The organism is Bradyrhizobium sp. WSM4873 (assembly GCF_055811355.1).
The window spans coordinates 1-1,592 of sequence record NZ_JBVVPS010000091.1 but is presented as its reverse complement, the minus strand read 5'-3'; the positions used below and the strand labels follow the sequence as shown (position 1 = coordinate 1,592).

The window sequence follows — 1,592 nt, the reverse complement described above, 5'->3', positions numbered from 1 at the left end:
TTCTGATGTCCCCAGTCAAGCACACAGCGCACGGTTTCTCATCTCCACGAGGACTCATCGTGAAGTTCTTGTGCCGATGGATCGTGCAGAGGAGAAGGCGGGACTCAAAGACGTCGGTGAACAGGCTCTGATGCGCGGGTTGGATACCGCATTTCCGTTTTTTCGTCTGGGGCTGTCCCTGGTCTAGCGTCGGGCGTCGATCGGATGATCGGCCACATAATGGATTTCAGGATTTCCCCTGCCGTGGTCCCGCCTTCACTTCTGCACGATTAATGTCTGCGACTGCCCCCTGATCTTGATTGCAACAAAGGGGGCTGTGGGCCGGTCGAGCGCACCTCACGACTCGAGCGGTCCACAGCCCCCAACGATGTCACGCCTGTCGAGGTGGCATGAGCTCGCGATTGATCGCCCAAATGAAGGCGGATAGCTCTCGGGCAATCGCCGTGACGATTACGGTTCGCCGCTTGCCCTTCCGCTCGAGTGAGCGGAAGCGTCCGCACAGCCTGGTTTGCGCTTTCCACGCAATCTCGCGCGCGACTCTCGGTGCGGCCTCCACCTTTGGCTGCTTGTCTCGGCTCACGCGCGGCGGATATCGATAGCTCCAGGCCGCCTCTACAAGAATACGTCGCGCCCGCCCATTACCGGCTTTGGTGATGCCGCCTCGCTTGACTTGGTCGCCAGTCGAGTTTTCTGTGGGCACCAGACCCAGATAGCCCATCAGCTCGCGCGGATTTTGAAAGCGGGATAGATCACCGATCTCAGCCAGCACCCCCACAGCCGCAATGAGATCAATCCCACGCACCGCCTGCAGGGCCGACACAACCTCGGCGAGCGACCACTCGGGTACTACCTCGCGGATGGCATCTTCCAAACGCTCCAGCCGCTCACTTTCCTGGCGTATCCCCTCAAGTAACTCTTCGAATGCGATGCGCTGCTCGCGATGCTCGAGCTTCTGCGACATGAGCCATCTCATGTGGGCTGGTCCCCACGTTGTCTTGCCCGGATAGATGCGTCCCAGCCGCAGCATCAATGACGAGATCTGTTGACGCTTGCCCTGGAGGTCCTTCTTCACTGCTTGACGGGCGCGCGAGAGATCGCGCATAGCCTCATGGCGCTCGTCCGGCACCCACACCGCCGTGAGCTCGTCCGCGCGCAACAGCTTGGCGAGGCTTACCGCATCGCGCCGGTTCGTCTTCACTCGATCGCCGGCCTTCTTCGGAACGAGCGAGGGGGCCACCACCAGGCAGTCATGGCCGAGGCTCTTGAGCAGTCTGTAGAGACCGTATCCTGTTGGCCCTGCTTCGTAGCAAAACGTCAACTGACAGCATTTCGCTGCAAGCTTTGCCACCAGCTTTCGGATCGCTGCCTCCGTGGCAGGAAACTCCCCGAGATATCGTACCTCGCCGCCACGGCCGCCATCGGCAATGGCTATAGCATTGCGCGATTTTGACGTATCGATTCCGACAAAGACCTCGGTATGATGACCCACGACTCGCCCTCCTTGTTTGAGGCTCTACCCGGTCCATCCGGGCAACCCTCGTCGCAACATCGAGGGTGAGTCGCCTCATTTTGTGGGGGGACATACAGTCTAG

2 protein-coding genes are annotated in these 1,592 nt (G+C 60.1%); one reads left to right on the top strand and one right to left on the bottom strand.

Going from position 1 to position 1,592, the window contains the following annotated elements:
- The coding region (locus tag AC0L21_RS37855) for a hypothetical protein (RefSeq protein WP_377791628.1) at nt 1–187 on the top strand (187 nt) is incomplete at its 5' end.
- Between the two features lie 183 nt (nt 188–370).
- Here the strand turns inward: AC0L21_RS37855 and AC0L21_RS37850 are convergent.
- Complete coding sequence (locus AC0L21_RS37850; protein ID WP_275199710.1) at nt 371–1,489, bottom strand: IS110 family RNA-guided transposase; 1,119 nt, start codon at nt 1,487–1,489, stop codon at nt 371–373.
- Nucleotides 1,490–1,592 lie beyond the last annotated feature (103 nt).